The sequence below is a fragment of the Streptomyces sp. NPDC026672 genome, from assembly GCF_040638185.1.
In the GTDB taxonomy this organism is placed as follows: Bacteria; Actinomycetota; Actinomycetes; order Streptomycetales; family Streptomycetaceae; genus Streptomyces.
Map to the genome: position 1 here is coordinate 14047 of NZ_JBEZXS010000015.1, position 17664 is coordinate 31710.

The 17664-nt window shown below is 72.2% G+C and carries 18 protein-coding genes and 5 tRNA genes; 17 read left to right on the forward strand and 6 right to left on the reverse strand.

Features of this window, described 5'->3' with window-relative positions:
• Positions 1-146: 146 nt before the first annotated feature.
• The 7 genes from AB0F77_RS18980 to AB0F77_RS19010 all read left to right on the forward strand — a co-directional run bounded on the left by AB0F77_RS18980 (position 147) and on the right by AB0F77_RS19010 (position 3765).
• Positions 147-2414, forward strand: a complete 2268-nt coding sequence (locus AB0F77_RS18980; protein ID WP_361949431.1) for a hypothetical protein — start codon at positions 147-149, stop codon at positions 2412-2414.
• A gap of 37 nt (positions 2415-2451) precedes the next feature.
• A complete protein-coding gene (locus AB0F77_RS18985; RefSeq protein WP_361949434.1) occupies positions 2452-3204 on the forward strand; it encodes an HAD family hydrolase in 753 nt (250 codons plus the stop codon).
• A 91-nt stretch (positions 3205-3295) separates the two neighbouring features.
• Positions 3296-3367: transfer RNA gene (locus AB0F77_RS18990), tRNA-Gln, on the forward strand.
• A gap of 40 nt (positions 3368-3407) precedes the next feature.
• Positions 3408-3480 (forward strand) — tRNA-Glu (locus tag AB0F77_RS18995).
• 19 nt (positions 3481-3499) lie between these two features.
• Positions 3500-3572: transfer RNA gene (locus AB0F77_RS19000), tRNA-Glu, on the forward strand.
• A 20-nt stretch (positions 3573-3592) separates the two neighbouring features.
• Positions 3593-3664 (forward strand) — tRNA-Gln (locus AB0F77_RS19005).
• 28 nt (positions 3665-3692) lie between these two features.
• A tRNA-Glu gene (locus tag AB0F77_RS19010) sits at positions 3693-3765 on the forward strand.
• A gap of 193 nt (positions 3766-3958) precedes the next feature.
• On the opposite strand, the gene ndgR is transcribed toward AB0F77_RS19010, so the two are convergent.
• Entirely contained in the window at positions 3959-4675 is a 717-nt protein-coding gene (gene ndgR / locus AB0F77_RS19015) for an IclR family transcriptional regulator NdgR (protein ID WP_009320373.1), read from the reverse strand.
• Between the two features lie 221 nt (positions 4676-4896).
• On the opposite strand from ndgR, the gene leuC reads away from it, so the two are divergent.
• From leuC to AB0F77_RS19035, 4 genes are all read left to right on the forward strand, one after another.
• Positions 4897-6327 (forward strand): 3-isopropylmalate dehydratase large subunit, encoded by a 1431-nt coding sequence (gene leuC, locus AB0F77_RS19020; RefSeq protein ID WP_361949437.1) that lies wholly within the window; start codon positions 4897-4899, stop codon positions 6325-6327.
• A 5-nt stretch (positions 6328-6332) separates the two neighbouring features.
• Complete coding sequence (gene leuD, locus AB0F77_RS19025) at positions 6333-6926, forward strand: 3-isopropylmalate dehydratase small subunit (RefSeq protein WP_361949440.1); 594 nt, start codon at positions 6333-6335, stop codon at positions 6924-6926.
• A 264-nt stretch (positions 6927-7190) separates the two neighbouring features.
• On the forward strand, positions 7191-7421 hold the full coding sequence (locus AB0F77_RS19030) for a hypothetical protein (protein ID WP_361949443.1): 231 nt from the start codon (positions 7191-7193) through the stop codon (positions 7419-7421).
• Between the two features lie 136 nt (positions 7422-7557).
• Positions 7558-8190 carry an HU family DNA-binding protein gene (locus AB0F77_RS19035; protein WP_361949446.1) on the forward strand — a complete coding sequence of 211 codons (633 nt, stop codon included), beginning with the start codon at positions 7558-7560 and terminating at the stop codon, positions 8188-8190.
• A 103-nt stretch (positions 8191-8293) separates the two neighbouring features.
• On the opposite strand, the gene AB0F77_RS19040 is transcribed toward AB0F77_RS19035, so the two are convergent.
• Together AB0F77_RS19040 and cofC are read right to left on the reverse strand one after the other, a co-directional pair.
• Positions 8294-8506 (reverse strand): hypothetical protein, encoded by a 213-nt coding sequence (locus tag AB0F77_RS19040; RefSeq protein WP_361949449.1) that lies wholly within the window; start codon positions 8504-8506, stop codon positions 8294-8296.
• Between the two features lie 9 nt (positions 8507-8515).
• Positions 8516-9154 carry a 2-phospho-L-lactate guanylyltransferase gene (gene cofC, locus AB0F77_RS19045; RefSeq protein WP_361949452.1) on the reverse strand — a complete coding sequence of 213 codons (639 nt, stop codon included), beginning with the start codon at positions 9152-9154 and terminating at the stop codon, positions 8516-8518.
• A gap of 143 nt (positions 9155-9297) precedes the next feature.
• On the opposite strand from cofC, the gene AB0F77_RS19050 reads away from it, so the two are divergent.
• The 3 genes from AB0F77_RS19050 (at position 9298) to AB0F77_RS19060 (ending at position 12335) form a co-directional block, all read left to right on the forward strand.
• Positions 9298-10068, forward strand: a complete 771-nt coding sequence (locus AB0F77_RS19050) for a lysophospholipid acyltransferase family protein (RefSeq protein WP_361949455.1) — start codon at positions 9298-9300, stop codon at positions 10066-10068.
• On the forward strand, positions 10065-11075 hold the full coding sequence (locus AB0F77_RS19055; RefSeq protein ID WP_361949458.1) for an NAD(P)H-dependent glycerol-3-phosphate dehydrogenase: 1011 nt from the start codon (positions 10065-10067) through the stop codon (positions 11073-11075). Before AB0F77_RS19050 ends, AB0F77_RS19055 begins: the two co-directional genes overlap by 4 nt.
• Before the next feature lie 102 nt (positions 11076-11177).
• Positions 11178-12335, forward strand: a complete 1158-nt coding sequence (locus tag AB0F77_RS19060) for a D-alanine--D-alanine ligase family protein (protein WP_361949461.1) — start codon at positions 11178-11180, stop codon at positions 12333-12335.
• Positions 12336-12363: 28 nt separating this feature from the next.
• On the opposite strand, the gene AB0F77_RS19065 is transcribed toward AB0F77_RS19060, so the two are convergent.
• Positions 12364-12870 carry a DUF3515 domain-containing protein gene (locus AB0F77_RS19065; protein ID WP_361949464.1) on the reverse strand — a complete coding sequence of 169 codons (507 nt, stop codon included), beginning with the start codon at positions 12868-12870 and terminating at the stop codon, positions 12364-12366.
• Positions 12871-12890: 20 nt separating this feature from the next.
• Entirely contained in the window at positions 12891-13124 is a 234-nt protein-coding gene (locus tag AB0F77_RS19070) for an Lrp/AsnC ligand binding domain-containing protein (RefSeq protein WP_361949467.1), read from the reverse strand.
• Between the two features lie 206 nt (positions 13125-13330).
• On the opposite strand from AB0F77_RS19070, the gene AB0F77_RS19075 reads away from it, so the two are divergent.
• Together AB0F77_RS19075 and thiD are read left to right on the forward strand one after the other, a co-directional pair.
• Positions 13331-14296: a thiamine-phosphate kinase gene (locus AB0F77_RS19075; protein WP_361949470.1), complete on the forward strand. Its 966-nt coding sequence runs from the start codon at positions 13331-13333 to the stop codon at positions 14294-14296.
• On the forward strand, positions 14293-15108 hold the full coding sequence (gene thiD / locus AB0F77_RS19080; protein WP_361949473.1) for a bifunctional hydroxymethylpyrimidine kinase/phosphomethylpyrimidine kinase: 816 nt from the start codon (positions 14293-14295) through the stop codon (positions 15106-15108). Before AB0F77_RS19075 ends, thiD begins: the two co-directional genes overlap by 4 nt.
• Positions 15109-15247: 139 nt before the next feature.
• Here the strand turns inward: thiD and rpmB are convergent, their stop codons facing one another.
• Positions 15248-15433, reverse strand: coding sequence for a 50S ribosomal protein L28 (gene rpmB / locus AB0F77_RS19085; protein WP_003993230.1), 186 nt, complete (start codon positions 15431-15433; stop codon positions 15248-15250).
• Positions 15434-15692: 259 nt separating this feature from the next.
• Between rpmB and AB0F77_RS19090 the strand changes: the two genes are divergently transcribed.
• On the forward strand, positions 15693-17375 hold the full coding sequence (locus tag AB0F77_RS19090) for a DAK2 domain-containing protein (protein WP_361949476.1): 1683 nt from the start codon (positions 15693-15695) through the stop codon (positions 17373-17375).
• Positions 17376-17664 lie beyond the last annotated feature (289 nt).

The following is a 17664-nucleotide window of genomic DNA, read 5'->3' on the forward strand; positions in this document are numbered from 1 at the left end:
GGGGACGCCCGGACGGACCCCCGCGTACACCGTTCCGTCACCCGGAGTTTCCTCCCCTGGCCAACTCCCGCTCGTGGAGAGACAGTTGCATGGGCCCCTACAGGTGATGCACAGGTTCATCACCGGGAAATGGGGGAGCGAACACCATGATCCGCTCACGAAGACTCGCCGTGCCCGCCGCCGTCGGGGCCCTGGCCCTGTCCTGCGCGGTGTGGGGGACGCCCGCACAGGCCGCGCCGAACGCCGACACACCCGTCGCGACCGTGCCGTTGAGCAGGACCGTGCCGACCGAGGTGCAGTACACGTGGTCCGGGGCGTCCGGGTTCCGCTACCAGCTGCCCGAGGGGATCATCAGCGGCTCGACGGCCGTCGACTACCCGGACGTCACCCCGCCGCAGCACGCCGGACCCGACGATCTGGCCTCCGGCGACGACGTCGTCAACACCCGTGCCGGCAGCCCCACGGGGGACACGGTCGCGCAGAGGCACCACTCCACCGGGGCCACCGCGACCGTACGGATCCCGGACGGCCGGACCTACAGGGCGGCCGCGGGCTGGAGCGTGCTCGCCGCGGACGCCGACGGGACCCCGCACGTCCTGCGCGCCGCCGCCGACGGCAGCACCACCGACCTCCCGGTCACCGGTCTGCCCGCCGACGCCGGGTCCACCCGGTGGGTCACCGGCGGCTCGGTGCGCCGCGCCGCCGTCGTGTACACCGTGGACGGCACGACCGGCGTGGGCCTCGTCGACCTCGCGGACGGCTCCCTGCGCCCCTACGTGACCGGTCTGGCCACGGCGCCCAGGAAGGTCCTCTTCAACGACCGCTGGCTGGTCGCCGACAAGCGGGCGATCCGGGTGGACTCGGCGCCCGGCACCGCTCCCGGCACGATCACCGGCCAGTACCACGGCACCCCGCAGGCCGTCGTCGGCGACCACCTGCTCGCCGGCATCAACAGGGACGAGGGCGATCCCGTCTTCCTGCCCGCGGGCGTCGGCCCGGCCCTGTGGGACGTCTCCCTCACCGACAACAGCTCCCGCACGCTCCTCCCCGGCGCGAACGGCGACTTCGGCATCACCCCGGACGGCGGCCTCCTCGTCACCGCGGGCCCGTCCAGCGTCGACTGGCACGTCCACCGGGTCACACCCACCGCCGACGGCGACGTCACCGTCGAGAGCGTCCTCGACGTGCCGGCCTGGAAGGCGCAGCCGAACGGGATCGCGCTCGCGGGCGGTGAACTGCTGATGTACGGCAACACCACCGGCGTCGGCGGCCTCTACGGCTTCCACGCCGTACCGCTGGACGCCACCGGCCGCCCGACCGGCCTCCAGGCCCGCCGCGGGCCCGGCCTGAACGGTGGGACCACCTGCCTGAGCGGTGACGCCGCCTGCCCCCAGATGGAGGGACTCGGCGACGGACGGGTGGCCTACCTGTGGACCGGCTCCGACGGCAAGGAGTACGTGAACGTCCTCGGCGAGGACACCAGCACCGGCCGCTACGCGGCCACCGGCGACGCGGGCGGCCGTCTCCTCACCGGCACCGGCCGCTACACCCTCTACAACGGCGGCACCGCGGGCGTCCAGAAGGTCGCCGACTTCCCGAACGCCGCCGCCGGGACCATCACCCTGAACCGCACCCGCACCGCCGCCGCCCTCTGGGGCCAGCGCCTGTGGACCCCGGGCGGCACCCAGGGCGAGGTCGTCGCCCACGACCTCAAGGCGAAGAAGGACGTCGCCACCGTCTCCACCGGCGCCCCCTGCACCCCGAACGAGCTCCAGGCCGTCGACACCTGGCTGTACTGGACCTGCGGCACCGCCGGTCCCGCGGGCGTCTACGACCGCGCGACGGGCCGCGCGATCACCGTGCCCGCCGGCCAGGCCCGCCTCGCCGACGGCTATCTGATCCGCGAGAACCGCACCACCCACGAGCTGCTGCTCACCGACTTCCACACCGGCACCGCGACCACGCGCACGGTGACCGTGCTGCCCGCGGCGGACCGGAACACGGGCGGCAGCAACGGCCGCTGGGCCGTGGACCGGTTCGGCGGCAACATCGCCTACCTCACCGACAAGGACCAGGTGGCGCTCGTCACCGCCGGCGTCCCCACCTCACCGCTCGCACAGATGGAGGCGCAGACGGACCCCGCGGCGTCCGGCCCGAGCACCGCCGCCCCGTGGAAGCCGGTCTGGCAGCTCAGCAAGCCGTCGACCTGGACCCTGACCCTGAAGTCCGCCACCGGCGCGACCGTGCGCACGCTCACCGGGAACTCGACCGCCGCCGCCGTCCGGCCCTCCTGGGACGGCTACCGGCAGGACGGCACCCGGTCCGCCGGCACCTACACCTGGACCCTCACGGCCGAGCCCCGCGACGGCCAGGGCCCCGACCTGACCCTGACCGGGACGACCACGGTCGGCTGAGCGACGCGCGGTCCGCCCGACGGGTTACCGTCGGCTCATGACCTTCCGCGCCGGCGACACCCCAGTCCGCGCCATCGTCTGGGACGTGGACGACACCCTGTTCGACTACACCACCGCGGACCGCGCCGGAATGCGCGCACACCTGGCGGCCGAGGGCCTGCTCCACGCGTACGACACCGTGGAGCAGGCCCTCCTGCACTGGCGCGCGGTCACCGACGCCCAGTGGGCGCGCTTCTCGGCGGGCGAGGTCTCCTTCGAGGGCCAGCGCCGGGACCGGGTACGGGTCTTCCTCGGCGAGGAGCTGAGCGACACGCAGGCCGACGCGTGGTTCGAGCGGTACATCGCGCACTACGAGACCGCCTGGTCCCTCTTCCCGGACGTGCTGCCCGTCCTCGACGCGCTCGCCGCCAGCCACCGCCACGCGGTGCTGTCCAACTCCAGCCTCGTCGTCCAGGAGCACAAACTGCGCACGCTCGGCGTCCTCGACCGCTTCGAGACCGTGCTGTGCGCCGCCGAGCTCGGCGTCTCCAAGCCCGAGGCCGGCGCCTTCCTGGCGGCCTGCGAGGCGTTGGAACTCCTCCCGCACCAGGTCGCGTACGTCGGCGACCATCCGGAGATCGACGGACGCGGTGCCGACGGGGCCGGACTGCTGTCGGTCTGGATCGACCGCTCCGGTGCGCACACCGGCACGGACGCCCCCGCGGGCCTGCGCCGGATCGCCTCCCTCGCCGAACTCCCCGCGCTCCTCGGCGCCGATACCCGTTTTGGAGCCCCGTCCACCTTCAGGTAATGTTCTTCCTGCGCCGCCGGGGAGCGGGCCGAAAGGCCGGGAACCGGAGGAGCGAACTAGAACAAGATCCCCGCAGGGGTTTGCGTTCCAGTGGCCTATGGTGTAATTGGCAGCACGACTGATTCTGGTTCAGTTAGTCTTGGTTCGAGTCCAGGTAGGCCAGCTCGCAGAGCTCATCTGCAGGTGCGGATCTCATCCGCGAAGCCCCCGTTGTGTAGCGGCCTAGCACGCTGCCCTCTCAAGGCAGTAGCGCCGGTTCGAATCCGGTCGGGGGTACGGATCCTTCGGGATCAGGGCCCCCGTTGTGTAGCGGCCTAGCACGCCGCCCTCTCAAGGCGGTAGCGCCGGTTCGAATCCGGTCGGGGGTACTGACTGGTCTAAACCACATTGGTCTATGGTGTAATTGGCAGCACGACTGATTCTGGTTCAGTTAGTCTTGGTTCGAGTCCAGGTAGACCAGCTCGGACCTGCGGAAACGCAGGCTCCACGCCCCCGTTGTGTAGCGGCCTAGCACGCCGCCCTCTCAAGGCGGTAGCGCCGGTTCGAATCCGGTCGGGGGTACGGGACGATGGCTCTTCGCCTCAGCCGATGCGCTGAGGTGGGGGGCCATTCGTGTTGTTCGGCTGGTGCGGGTCGTGCGTGGTTGCTCGCGCAGTTCCTCGCGCCCCTTCGGGGCGCGTCCCTGGGGCCGTCGGGGTCGGCCTGCCGCGGCGTTGGGGCCGGCCTTTCCCGACGGGTGTTGTTTCGCCGGTTCTCAGCCCGAACGGCGTAGGGCTTCCGAGAGGCGGGCCGCCGCGTCGATGACCGCCTGGGCGTGCATCCGGCCGGGGTGACGGGTCAGGCGCTCGATCGGGCCGGAGACGGACACCGCGGCGACCACCCGGTTGGACGGGCCGCGCACCGGTGCCGAGACCGAGGCGACACCCGGCTCGCGCTCACCGATGGACTGGGCCCAGCCGCGCCGCCGCACCCCCGACAGGGCGGTCGCCGTGAAGCGGGCGCCCTGGAGACCGCGGTGCAGCCGCTCCGGCTCCTCCCACGCCATGAGGATCTGTGCGGACGAGCCCGCCTTCATCGTGAGCGTCGAGCCGACCGGGACCGTGTCCCGCAGTCCGGACAGCCGCTCCGCCGCGGCCACGCAGATGCGCATGTCACCCTGGCGCCGGTAGAGCTGCGCGCTCTCACCGGTGACGTCCCGGAGGTGGGTGAGCACCGGGCCGGCCGTCGCGAGCAGCCGGTCCTCGCCCGCCGCCGCGGCCAGTTCGGCCAGCCGGGGGCCGAGGATGAACCGGCCCTGCATGTCGCGTGCCACCATGCGGTGGTGTTCCAGGGCCACGGCCAGCCGGTGGGCCGTGGGCCGTGCCAGTCCGGTGGCGCCGACCAGACCCGCGAGGGTGGCCGGACCGGACTCCAGGGCGCTCAGGACAAGGGCCGCCTTGTCCAGAACGCCGACGCCGCTACTGTTGTCCATGCAACGATACTCCCGTCTCACTCTGTGAAACGCAAGTTCAATTTTCCGGGGAACGCGCCACCCTGGAAGACACAGCGGCCCGCGGACGGCGGGCCCGGCATCGGACGCCCGGACCATGCGGCGGCGTGCGGGCCGAAGGGGGCGCCTCCCGGAGGGGACGCGCCGTCTCCTCACAGATCTCTAGTTGGGCCGGCGCGTGATGGCCGGCCGGAGGGAAAGCGATGGGTAGGACACTCGCGGAGAAGGTCTGGGACGACCACGTCGTCCGGCGCGCCGAGGGCGAGCCCGACCTCCTCTTCATCGATCTGCACCTGCTGCACGAGGTGACCAGCCCGCAGGCGTTCGACGGTCTCAGGCAGAACGGCCGCCAGGTGCGCCGCCTCGACCTCACCATCGCGACCGAGGACCACAACACCCCGACCCTCGACATCGACAAGCCCATCGCGGACCCGGTCTCCCGCGCCCAGCTGGAGACCCTGCGCAAGAACTGCGCCGAGTTCGGGGTGCGCCTACACCCGCTGGGCGACGTCGAGCAGGGCGTCGTGCACGTCGTCGGCCCTCAGCTGGGCCTGACCCAGCCCGGTACGACGGTGGTCTGCGGCGACTCCCACACCTCCACGCACGGTGCCTTCGGCGCCCTGGCGTTCGGCATCGGCACCTCCCAGGTCGAGCACGTGCTCGCCACCCAGACGCTGCCCCTGGCCCGTCCGAAGACCATGGCGATCACCGTCGAGGGCGAACTGCCCGAGGGCGTCACCGCCAAGGACCTGATCCTGGCGATCATCGCGAAGATCGGCACCGGCGGCGGCCAGGGCTACGTCCTGGAGTACCGCGGCTCCGCCATCGAGAAGCTCTCGATGGAAGCGCGCATGACCATCTGCAACATGTCCATCGAGGCCGGCGCCCGCGCGGGCATGATCGCCCCCGACGAGACCACCTTCGCCTACCTCCAGGGCCGTCCGCACGCCCCCGAGGGCGCCGACTGGGACGCCGCGGTCGCGTACTGGAAGACCCTGCGCACCGACGACGACGCGGTCTTCGACGCCGAGGTCGTCATCGACGCCGCCGCGCTCTCCCCGTTCGTCACCTGGGGCACCAACCCGGGCCAGGGCGCACCGCTTTCGGCGGCGGTCCCCGACCCGGCTTCGTACGAAGACGCTTCGGAGCGGCTCTCCGCCGAAAAGGCCCTGGAATACATGGGGTTGACCGCCGGGCAGGCGCTGCGCGACATCCGCGTGGACACCGTCTTCGTAGGCTCGTGCACCAACGGCCGCATCGAGGACCTGCGGGCCGCCGCCGGCGTCCTCAAGGACCGCAAAGTCGCCGACGGCGTACGGATGCTGGTCGTCCCCGGTTCCGCGCGCGTGGGTCTCCAGGCCGTCTCCGAGGGTCTGGACGTGGTCTTCAAGGAGGCCGGCGCCGAATGGCGGCACGCGGGCTGTTCGATGTGCCTCGGCATGAACCCCGACCAGCTGGCCCCCGGCGAGCGCTCCGCGTCCACCTCCAACCGCAACTTCGAGGGCCGGCAGGGCAAGGGCGGCCGTACGCACCTGGTGTCGCCGCAGGTCGCGGCCGCCACGGCGGTACTGGGCCACCTGGCCTCCCCGGCCGACCTGTCCGACGCCGACACCCGTACGCCCGCTGGAGTCTGAGAGCCATGGAAGCATTCACCACGCACACCGGCCGGGCCGTCCCGCTGCGCCGCAGCAACGTCGACACCGACCAGATCATCCCCGCCCACTGGCTCAAGAAGGTGACCAGGGACGGATTCGAGGACGGGCTGTTCGAGGCCTGGCGCAAGGACCCGGAGTTCATTCTCAACCGGCCCGAGCGCCAGGGTGCCACCGTGCTGGTCGCCGGCCCCGACTTCGGCACCGGCTCCTCCCGCGAGCACGCCGTCTGGGCGCTCCAGAACTACGGCTTCAAGGCCGTGATCTCCTCCCGCTTCGCCGACATCTTCCGCGGTAACTCGCTGAAGAACGGCCTGCTCACGGTGGTCCTGGAGCAGAAGATCGTGGACGCGCTGTGGGAGCTCGCAGAGAAGGACCCGCAGGCGGAGATCACGGTCGACCTCGAAGCCCGCGAGGTGCGCGCCGAGGGCGTCACCGCCTCCTTCGAGCTGGACGAGAACTCCCGCTGGCGGCTGCTGAACGGGCTGGACGACATCTCCCTCACCCTCCGGAACGAGGACGACATCGCCGCGTACGAGGCCAAGCGGCCCTCTTACAAGCCGCGGACGCTGACGGTCTGATCCAGGGGCCCCGGCCCGTCGAGTTTCGGCCACCCCAACACCCCCTCTGTACCCCCGATCGCCACGATTGGGGGTACAGCCATGTCCGGGGTCGGATGATCTCGTCCGACCCCGGCTTTCTCATCAACTTCCCACGTTATCGGGGTCGTTGACGGGGTAGGCGGTCCTCAGGAAGGCAGTCGGGGGCGGGCTCGGAAGGCCCGTCGGAGGCGGCAGTTGCCCCCTGCGCAGGCGACAACTCGCCCCAGATGGCACAATCTGTGCATGGAACACGACGGCCAACTCGAGCTCTATACGGCGGTCGCGGACCTGCTGAAGGAAGCGCACGCAAGAGTGCGCGCACTGCAAGTCCCGGAGGGCGTACGGATGGCGCTGACCCGGAAGCTGCTGGTCATTACGGCCGCGGCCAAGCACGATCTCGCCGACGCGGCAAGGCGTCTCGAGCGGTTCAACAGTGACCTCGACGAGGGCCGAATCCCCGAAGAGGAAGGCTGAACAGCCCGAGCGGGCCGAGTCCGCTGCGGCACAAGGGTGATTAGCCCGTTTCGTGTTTGATTTGCGGTATATATCTGCCTAACGTGCGAAAAAGCTTGAACACTTTCGTTCTGGCGATGTCTCCGAAGGGGAAGACGTGAACAAGGCGCAGCTCGTAGAAGCGATTGCCGACAAGCTGGGCGGCCGCCAGCAGGCCGCCGACGCTGTCGACGCGGTCCTGGACGCCATTGTCCGCGCGACCGTCGCGGGGGACCGGGTGTCGGTCACCGGTTTCGGTTCGTTCGAGAAGGTGGACCGTCCCGCCCGCTACGCCCGCAACCCCCAGACGGGCGAGCGGGTTCGGGTCAAGAAGACCTCCGTCCCGCGCTTCCGCGCAGGTCAGGGCTTCAAGGACCTGGTCAGCGGCACGAAGAAGCTCCCGCGCGGTGGCGAGGTCGCCGTCAAGAAGGCGCCCAAGGGCAGCCTGACCGGCGGCGCTTCCGCGGCGGTCAAGAAGGCCGCCGCGAAGAAGGTTACCGCCAAGAAGGCGACCGCCGCGGCGAAGAAGGTCACGGCGAAGAAGGTGGCGGCCAAGAAGACGACGGCCGCGGCCAAGAAGACCACCGCCAAGAAGGCGACGGCCAAGGGCGCCGCCGCCAAGAAGACCACGGCGGCGGCGAAGAAGACCACCGCCAAGAAGGCCCCGGCGAAGAAGGTCACCGCCAAGAAGGCGCCGGCCAAGAAGTCGACGGCACGCAAGACCACCGCCAAGAAGGCCACCGCGCGCTAGGCGCACACGCCCAGGGGCACTCACACGCCGGGCCGGACTCCCTCGGGAGCCCGGCCCGCGGCGTGTGCACGGTGTGTGGGGAGGGTCCGGGGCGCGGGCCGGATCAGAGGGTCTGGAGGGTCACCAGCGTGATCCGCAGGCCCTTTTCGTCGTCGCCGGACGGTTCCGTCTCGATGTGCACCCGCTGTCCGGGCCGCAGCAGTCGGAGGCCGCCCGCCTCGAACGCCTGCGCGTCGAACGGCACCGGGGTGCCGTCGTCCAGCAGCACCTGTCCGCTGCGGGTTTCGGGATCGTACGTGTATGCGGTCGCCTGCATGGCGGCAGCCTACTGCCCCGGGATCAACAGCCGCGCGGCCGCCGCCGCGGTGCGCGGTCCCACCCCGAGCGCGAGCGCGGCCCGCAGGTCCTCCCCGGTGTCCACGTCCTGCCGTACGGAATCCACTCCGGTGAGCCTCAGTTCCACCGCGCCGGAGGCATGGTGCAGGGCCCGGGAATCGATGCCGAAAGCGGGGCGCAATTCATGACCGGGGGCCGCCGCGAGGAACGTCGTGCCGATTGCGGCCGCATCGGCGAGAAAAGCCCGCGGGAATTGCGCCGCCGCGTCGAGCACCCGGGACAATTCCAGCGGGCGCAGCGCGGGGAGATCGGCGTTCAGGGCGGCGACCGCGGCCCCGGGACGCACCGCGCGGACCTGCGCCGCTCCGTGCGCCAGCGCGGCGTTCAGACCCCCGCCGGGCTCGTCCGGGACCACCCGGGCGCCCAGCGCGGCCAGTTCCCGGCCGGCCAGCGGATCGTCCGTGACAACCGCCACACCCCCGACCGCCGTACAGGCCAGCGCCGCGGCGACCGTGTCCTGCGCGAACGCGAGGGCGAGGCCCGGGCGCAGTCCGTCGCCTGCGGTGTCCGCGAGCCTGCTCTTGGCCCGCGCCAAGGGCTTCACGGGGATGACCAAGGTCCACTGCACCGACGTACCGTCCCTCTCTTGTTGCGGACATTGTCACCTGGACCATCTGGTGGTCCGGGTGTCGGGGCGTACGGTGTTCTCGACAGACAGGCGGTCTGGGGCGACACTTGTGCGTCTCCCAGGTCCTAGAGGAAGGTGTCCGCGTGCCCCGCCGCAGAATCGGCTTCTGGTACCGCTTCGCCGCGGTGATCTGCAAACCGCCCCTGGTGGTTCTGATCAAGCGGGACTGGCGTGGAATGGAGCACATTCCGGCCGAGGGCGGTTTTATCACCGCGGTGAACCACAATTCACACGTGGACCCCTTCGCGTACGCGCACTATCAGTACAACACCGGGCGTGTTCCGCGATTCCTCGCCAAGAGCGGTCTTTTCAAGAAGGGCCTCGTCGGCGCCGCCATGCGCGGCACCGGGCAGATCCCCGTCTACCGCGAGAGCACCGACGCGCTCAGCGCGTTCCGGGCCGCGATCGACGCCGTGGAGCGCGGCGAGTGCGTCGCCTTCTACCCCGAGGGCACCATCACCCGCGACCCCGCCGGCTGGCCCATGACCGCCAAGACCGGTGCCGCGCGCGTCGCCCTGCAGACCAAGTGCCCGGTGGTCCCGGTCGCCCAGTGGGGCGCCAACGAGCTGCTGCCGCCGTACAGCAAGAAGCCGCAGATCCTGCCGCGCAAGACCCACCATGTGCTCGCGGGTCCGCCCGTGGACCTGTCACGCTTCTACGGCAAGGAGATGACGGCGGAGGTCCTCAAGGAGGCCACCGAGGTCATCATGGCCGCGGTCACGGCCCTGCTGGAGGAGATCCGCGGCGAGAAGGCGCCCGAGACGCCGTACGACCCGCGCAGTGAGCGGATCGAGCAGCGGCGCAGGACACGGGCGCAGACCGGGCAGGAAACGGAAGGGGCCGGCGGCAAGTGAGCGAGCCTGTCAAGGCGGCGGTGTACAGCGCCGGTTCGTGGGGCACGGCGTTCGGGATGGTGCTCGCCGACGCGGGCTGCGAGGTCACCCTGTGGGCCCGCCGGGCGGAGGTCGCCGAGGCGATCAACTCCGGCCGCACCAACCCCGACTACCTGCCCGGCGTCGAACTCCCGCGCAACCTGCGCGCCACCACCGACCCCGCCGAGGCCGCGGCGGGCGCCGACTTCACGGTGCTGTCGGTGCCCTCCCAGACGCTGCGCGCCAACCTCGCCGAATGGGGCCCGCTGTTCGCCCCGGACACCGTGGTCGTCTCCCTGATGAAGGGGGTCGAACTCGGTTCCGCCATGCGGATGAGCGAGGTCATCGAGGACGTCGTGAAGGTCGACCCCGACCGGGTCGCCGTGATCACCGGCCCCAACCTGGCCCGGGAGATCGCCGCCCGGATGCCGGCCGCGGGCGTGGTGGCCTGCACGGACGAGGCGGTCGCCCGGCGGCTCCAGGCCCACTGCCACACCCCGTACTTCCGCCCGTACACCAACACCGACGTCGTGGGCTGCGAACTCGGCGGCGCGGTCAAGAACGTGATCGGGCTCGCGGTCGGCATCGCCGACGGCATGGGGCTCGGTGACAACGCCAAGGGGTCGCTCATCACGCGCGGCCTCGCCGAGACCACCCGGCTCGGCATGGCGCTCGGCGCCGACCCGCTGACCTTCTCCGGGCTCGCGGGCCTCGGCGACCTGGTCGCCACCTGCTCCTCGCCGCTGTCGCGCAACCACACCTTCGGCACCAACCTCGGCAAGGGCATGACCCTGGAGGAGACCATCGCGGTCACCAGGCAGACCGCCGAGGGCGTCAAGTCCTGCGAGTCCGTGCTGGATCTGGCCCGCAGGCACGGGGTGGACATGCCCCTGACGGAGACGGTCGTGGGCATCGTCCACGAGGGCAAGCCGCCGGTCGTCGCCCTCAAGGAGCTGATGTCGCGCAGCGCGAAGCCGGAACGGCGCTGACCGGTGCCGACGCGACGCTGAGCGACCGTCCGTGCGACGCTCGGCGACGGCGGCGGAGTGGGCACTGACTCCGCCGATACCAACCGGTACTCTCATCGCGATATGAGCACCGAGAACCTCCCCCAGAGCCCTGAGCAGCCGTCTCGCAAGCCGCGTGTGGCCGTCGTGTTCGGCGGCCGCAGCTCCGAACACGGGATCTCCGTGGTCACCGCGGGCGCCGTACTGCGGGCCATCGACCGGGCCAAGTACGACGTCCTGCCCATCGGCATCACCCGGGACGGCCGGTGGGCCCTCACCGCGGACGAGCCCGACCGCATGGCCATCGCCGACCGGCGCACGCCCACCGTCGAGGACCTCGCCGAGTCGGACGAGGGCGGCGTGGTGCTCCCCGTCGACCCCGCCAACCGCGAGGTCGTCTACACCGAGCCGGGCTCCGTGCCCAAGGCGCTCGGCGAGGTCGACGTCGTCTTCCCCGTGCTGCACGGCCCGTACGGCGAGGACGGCACCCTCCAGGGGCTCCTGGAGCTGTCCGGTGTGCCGTACGTGGGCGCGGGTGTGCTCGCCTCGGCCGTCGGCCAGGACAAGGAGTACATGAAGCGGGTGTTCACCTCCTTCGGGCTCAAGGTCGGCCCGTACGTGGTGGTCAGGCCCCGCGAGTGGCGGCAGGACGAGTCCGCCGCCCGCAGGCGGATCGTGGACTTCGCCGCCGAGCACGGCTGGCCCCTGTTCGTGAAGCCCGCGCGCGCGGGATCGTCCATCGGCATCACCAAGGTCGACGACCTCTCCGGGCTCGACGAGGCCATCGCCGAGGCGCAGCGCCACGACCCGAAGATCCTGGTCGAGGCGGCGCTCAGGGGCCGCGAGATCGAGTGCGGCGTGCTGGAGTTCGAGGACGGGCCGCGCGCCTCCGTGCCGGCCGAGATCCCGCCGCCGGACGCGCACGCGTACTACGACTTCGAGGCCAAGTACATCGACTCCACGCCCGGCATCGTGCCGGCGCCGCTCACCGAGGAGGAGACCGCCGAGGTGCGGCGGCTCGCGGTGGACGCGTTCGAGGCGGCCTCCTGCGAGGGGCTGGTGCGCGCGGACTTCTTCCTCACCGAGGACGGCGAGTTCGTGATCAACGAGATCAACACGATGCCCGGCTTCACACCGATCTCCATGTACCCGCAGATGTGGCAGGCGAGCGGGATCGGCTACCCGGAGCTGGTGGACCGCCTGGTGCAGGCGGCCCTGCGGAGGCCGACCGGCCTGCGGTGACGGCGAGGGGGCACGGGCCCCGGGCACATCAGTCGGCGATCCCCTCGGGGATCGCCTTCTTGATGGCCGGGGCCAGCTGCACGAGCACGGCGGAGCTGTCGCCGGCGCGGTCCTCGGTCACGGACACCTGGACGTAGGCACGGCGGTTGGCCGTGGTGAAGCGGTACGACCCGTCGTCCCGCCGTTCCATCAGCCAGTCCACCCCGTTCACCCCGCCCGCGACGGCGTCGCGGTCCCCGCCCTCGGCGACCTTCGGATCGGTCATCTTGGACGGGCGGTCGACACCGCAGCGCAGTATGATCGCCGAGCCTCCCCAGGCCGCCGTGAGGGCGGACCGGGGCTCGGGATCGGCCCGGCCGGCGCCGTCCACCTCGGCGGGCAGCGCCTCGTCCAGGTTCCGACACAGTCCGGCGGTCCCCGGACCGGGGCTGGGAACCGCGACGGCGGAGCCGCCGTCCGCCGAGGAACAGCCCGCGAAGGGCATCAGCAGGACCAGCGCGGGCAGGCCGAGGAGCCGACGGCGGTAGAAGGTCACCGGCCAAGGGTAGACGGGGGCTACAGATGCACGACCGGGCAGGTCAGGGTGCGGGTGATGCCGTCCACTTGCTGGATCTTGGCGACCACCATGCGGCCGAGGTCGTCCACGGTGTCGGCCTGTGCGCGCACGATCACGTCATAGGGTCCCGTCACGTCCTCGGCCTGGACGACGCCAGGGAGCTTGCTGATCGTCTCGGCGACGGTCGACGCCTTGCCGACCTCCGTCTGGATCAGGATGTACGCCTGTACCACGGAACCTCCAGGGCGGCCACGAGGATCATGTGGGGAAAAGGAACGCCACGGTATCGCGTCGCCGCTCGTCGCGGGGAGACCTGCGGGAACCGGGGTCACCGCGCCGGGGCGCGGGCCCGGCGGAACGTGACGGTCATCTCGACCGTAACCAGGACGACCACCCTGCGCGAGCGGGCACGGACAGGGACAGAAGGGGCGTAAGGGCAATGAAGGGCACGGTTGGTGAGCTCGGGGAGTTCGGGCTCATCAGGGAGCTCACCTCCCGTCTGACGACCACCCCGGCCGTCCGGGTCGGCCCGGGTGACGACGCCGCGGTGGTCGCCGCGCCCGACCGGCGGGTGGTGGCGAGCACCGACATCCTGCTGGAGGGGCGGCACTTCCGCCGCGACTGGTCCACGGCCTACGACGTCGGGCGCAAGGCGGCGGCGCAGAACCTCGCGGACATCGCCGCCATGGGCGCCGTGCCGACCGCCCTGCTGCTCGGCCTGGTCGTGCCCGCCGAACTCCCGGTCACCTGGCCCAGCGAGCTGATGGACGGACTGCGCGACGAGTGCCAGGTCGCGGGCGCCTCCGTGGTCGGCGGGGACGTCGTGCGCGGCGACACGATCATGGTGTCGATCACCGCGCTCGGCGATCTGCGAAACCAGGAACCGGTGACCCGCGCGGGCGCCCAGCCCGGCGACCTCGTCGCCGTCACCGGCTGGCTGGGCTGGTCGGCCGCCGGATACGCGGTGCTCTCCCGGGGCTTCCGCTCGCCGCGCGCCTTCGTCGAGGCCCACCGGCGGCCCGAACCGCCGTACCACGCGGGTCCGGCGGCGGCCGGGCTCGGGGCGACCGCGATGTGCGACGTGAGCGACGGGCTGATCGCCGACCTCGGGCACATCGCCGAGGCCAGCAAGGTCCGCATAGACGTCCGCTCCGGCGCGATCGACATTCCGTCCCAGATGAACGACATCGGCCAGGCCGTCGGCGTCGACCCGCTCCAGTGGGTGCTGACCGGGGGAGAGGACCACGCGATCGTGGCGACCTTCCCGCCGGACGTGAAGCTGCCGGCCCGCTGGAAGGTCATCGGCGAGGTCCTCAACCCCTCGGCGCTGCCCCAGGTGACGGTCGACGGGGCGCCCTGGACCCGCAAGGGCGGCTGGGACCACTTCGGGGACGCGGAGTCGTGATCCCCACGGTGCTGACGGTGGCCGGCTCCGACTCCGGGGGCGGGGCCGGGGTGCAGGCCGACCTGAAGACGATGCTTGCGCTCGGTGTGCACGGCATGAGCGTGATCACGGCGGTGACCGCGCAGAACTCCCTCGGTGTACAGGGCGCCTGGGAGCTGCCGGTGGAGGCGGTGCGCGCCCAGTACCGCAGCGTGGTCGACGACATCGGCGTACGCGCCGTGAAGACCGGCATGCTGGCCTCGGCCGAACTGGTCGAGGCGGTCGCCGAGTTGCTGGACGGCACGGACGCGCCGGCGGTCGTGGACCCGGTGGGCGTCTCCAAGCACGGCGACCCGCTGCTGGCGGCCTCGGCGCTGGACTCGGTCCGCACGAAGCTGCTGCCGGTGGCGACCGTGGCCACCCCCAACCTCGACGAGGTGACCCAACTCACGGGTGTCCACGTCACATCGGAGGAGGGGATGCGGGAGGCGGCCGAGGCCGTCCTGGCGTACGGGCCGCGGTGGGCGCTGATCAAGGGCGGGCACCTGCCCGGGGACGAGCGGTCGACGGGCGGGAGCCAGGCGGTCGATCTGCTGACCGACGGCTCCGAGGAGCACTGGCTGCGGGCCCCGAGGTACGACAACCAGCACACGCACGGCACGGGCTGCACCCTCGCCTCCGCGATCGCGGTGGGCCTGGCGAAGGGGCTCTCCGTGCCCGACGCGGTCGCCGCGGCCAAGCGGTACGTCACCGGGGCGATCGCCGCCGGTTTCGCGCTGGGCGGGGGGATCGGGCCGGTCGATCACGCGTGGCGGTTCAGAACGCCCGAATGATCCCGCGGGCGCGGGGACACCCGGGCGCATTGCCTCGGCGGACACCCGGGCACGGCGGCCGCACGGGCACGGCAAAAAGCCGGTCCACCCGCGGGTGGACCGGCTCAGTGCAACGAACCAGCAGTGGCCGCGCTGTGCGTCAGCGCGACACCTTGCCGGCCTTGATGCACGAGGTGCAAGCGTTCACGCGCTTCGGCGTCCCGCCCACCACGGTACGCACACGCTGGATGTTCGGGTTCCAGCGGCGGGACGTACGGCGGTGCGAGTGCGAGATGTTGTTGCCGAAGCCCGGCCCCTTGCCGCAGACGTCGCAGTTGGCAGCCACGGGTCACTCCAAAGACTTCAGATGCACTTACGGTTGATCCCGGCATGCCGGGATCGGAGGATCCTTGGATCCGAGATCTGAGTGGCGTTGCCAGGGGAATGGCCCGATGTGGATCGGGCAACCGGAGCAGCATACAACGGCTGCGTCCGTAGGTCGAAACTACCACGGCGGCCCGGGGCCGGGCTCCCCGCCCTGTTCCGGCCGGGACCCTCCCGGGGTCTACGCTGCGTCCACGTCCAGCAGGTCCGAGGAGGCGCAGGTGGCGCAGGTGCCGCAGACATTCTTCGATGCTCTCGCGGTGCGCACCTGGTGCGGTCATGCGCTCCGGGCGCTGGGCGGGGCGCGCGAGGAGATCGACGCCATCAACGTCTACCCGGTCGCGGACGGGGACACCGGCACGAACCTGTACCTGACGCTGGAGTCCGCGGCGGGCGCCGTCGAGGCCGTGTTCTCCGGGTACGAGATCGGCGCGGGGGAAGGCGACGGGCCCTCGCTCGCCGAGGCGGTGCGCGCGATGGCGCACGGGGCGCTGATCGGGGCGCGCGGGAACTCCGGGACCATCCTGGCGCAGCTGCTGCGCGGTCTGGCGCAGGTGCTCGCCGACGGGGGCGGGACCCCGTACGCCGACGGGCCGGGGCTGCGGCTCGCCCTGCGCTGCGCCGCCGACGCCGCCCGCCGCGCGGTGGCCCACCCCGTCGAGGGCACCGTCCTGACCGTCGCCTCGGCCGCCGCCGACGCCGCCGAGGGGGCGGAGGGCGACTGCGGCACCGTGGCACGGGCCGCCTACGAGGGCGCGCGCGCGGCCCTCGCGGCCACGCCGGGCCAACTGGCCGTGCTGGAGAAGGCCGGGGTGGTGGACGCCGGCGGACGCGGACTGGTCGCGCTGCTCTCGGCGCTCGTGGAGACGTTCACCGGGGAGGAGCCGGGCACGGCCGTACCGGTGCACACGCGTGTGGCGGCCCACGCGCCCGGGGCCGCCGTCGCGGGGGAGGCGTGCGGCGACGGGAGCGGACCGGGCGGGCCCGCCTTCGAGGTGATCTATCTGCTGGACGCCGACGACAACGCCGTGGAGCGGCTGCGGACACGGCTCGACGCCCTCGGGGACTCCCTGGTGGTGGTCGGCGGCGACGGGCTGTGGAACGTCCACGTGCACGTGGACGACGCGGGCGCCGCCGTGGAGGCGGGCGTCGAGGCCGGACGGCCGCACCGCATCCGCATCACCCACTTCGGACTCGGCGACGTCCACACGCGGGGCGGCACGCCGCCGCCCCGGGAGCCGGTGCAGCGGGCCGTCGTCGCGGTCGTGCCCGGCGAGGGGCTGGCCGGGCTGTACGGCGAGGCCGGCGCCACCACCGTGCTCGCGCGCCCCGGGGAGCCGCCCGCCAGCGGGGAGCTGGTGGACGCCGTGCGCCGCGCCCACGCGCGCGAGGTCGTCCTGCTGCCCAACGACGCCGAGCTGCGCCACACCGCCGCCGCGGCGGCCGAGCAGGCCCGTGCGGAGGGAGTCCGCGTCGCCCTCATCCCGACGCGCTCGGCCGTCCAGGGCATCGCCGCGCTCGCCGTGCACGAGCCGGGGCGGCGCTTCGACGAGGACGTCGTGGCGATGACCTCGGCGGCCGGTGCCACCCGCTACGCCGAGGTCGCCGTGGCCGAGCGCCAGTCCTGGACCATGGCCGGCATCTGCCAGGCCGGCGACGTCCTCGGGCTGATCGACGGCGACGTCGCCGTCATCGGCGCGGACCTCGCCACCACCGCCGAGACCGTCCTGGACCGCATGCTCCAGGCCGGCGGCGAACTCGTCACCCTGGTCCTCGGCGACGACGCCCCCGACACCGTCGCCACCCACCTGGAGACCCGCGTACGCGAGTCCTACCTGGCAGTCGACACGATCACCTACCGGGGCGGCCACCAGGGAGCCCTGCTGCTGATCGGCGTGGAGTGACGGGGGGCTGCCGCCCGTAGGGGGAAGCGGACGGCCGGCTCCCGGGTCTTCGGGCCGTCGAGCTCCCGGGGTACCGGGCCGTCGGACCGCTGCCGGGCACCGTCGCGCGGACGGGGCCCCGGGCCGGCCCTCCCCGGGCGTTCGCGCGCTGCCCGCTTCCGGGGCGTCCGCCTGTCGGCGGTTCGCACCGCGCAGAGGCCGGAGTGTCCCGCCGGACGGGCCGTCCCCCTCTTCCCCCCCCACGGGCGCGGACCACGCCCCCCTCCACCCCGCCCCGGCCACCTCCGGT